Below are 599 nucleotides of genomic sequence, written 5' to 3' on the forward strand. Positions count from 1 at the left end.
ACGAGGAAATGACGGGCGGCCGTTCAGGCGGGATGCCTGAGCCGTCAGCCGCAGAAACTTTCGTCATGATGCTTAAACGCCGGTGCTTTTCATGCGCATTCGTGACGACAAATGCTGGCACCTTTAGGCAAGCTGGTGCATTTTATTATTATTCTAACAAATAATAAAATGCTTGGGTATGGTAAACGTGAGGTTTATTTCTCCTGGCTCATCCAAAGCGTCACATTCGACAAAGAAAAATCTTTCAGGTAATGATTGACCTCGACATCAAGAATATCTCCTATCAGCTGCATTGACCGCTTGATGTCGGTCAGATTGATGCCGAGCCGCTTGTGGTTGTCCATCAAGTAGTTGAAATAAAGTTCCGCGCAATCCTCATTAATATCTTCCACACTTTCGACCGAAGTGTAGTTCACGAGGTATCTGCTGAACAGCATAAGCAATCCTACTGCCTTTGTAGCGGAAAACGTAACGTCTTGTGATCGAACTTTTAACTGCTCCACTAATTCATAGTATTTTTTCTCTCTCACAATACTTGCCCTTTTCAATCGTGTACCCCCATTTATTATTTATATATAAGAAAAGCGCAAGCGTCAGAC

The 599-nt window shown here is 43.4% G+C and carries 1 protein-coding gene; it reads right to left on the reverse strand.

Features of this window, described 5'->3' with window-relative positions:
- Positions 1 to 194 precede the first annotated feature (194 nt).
- On the reverse strand, positions 195 to 548 hold the full coding sequence (gene swrA / locus ACWHAR_RS29530; RefSeq protein ID WP_003185659.1) for a swarming motility protein SwrAA: 354 nt from the start codon (positions 546 to 548) through the stop codon (positions 195 to 197).
- Positions 549 to 599: the final 51 nt, after the last annotated feature.

This window comes from Bacillus sp. LR--39 (genome assembly GCF_053613335.1).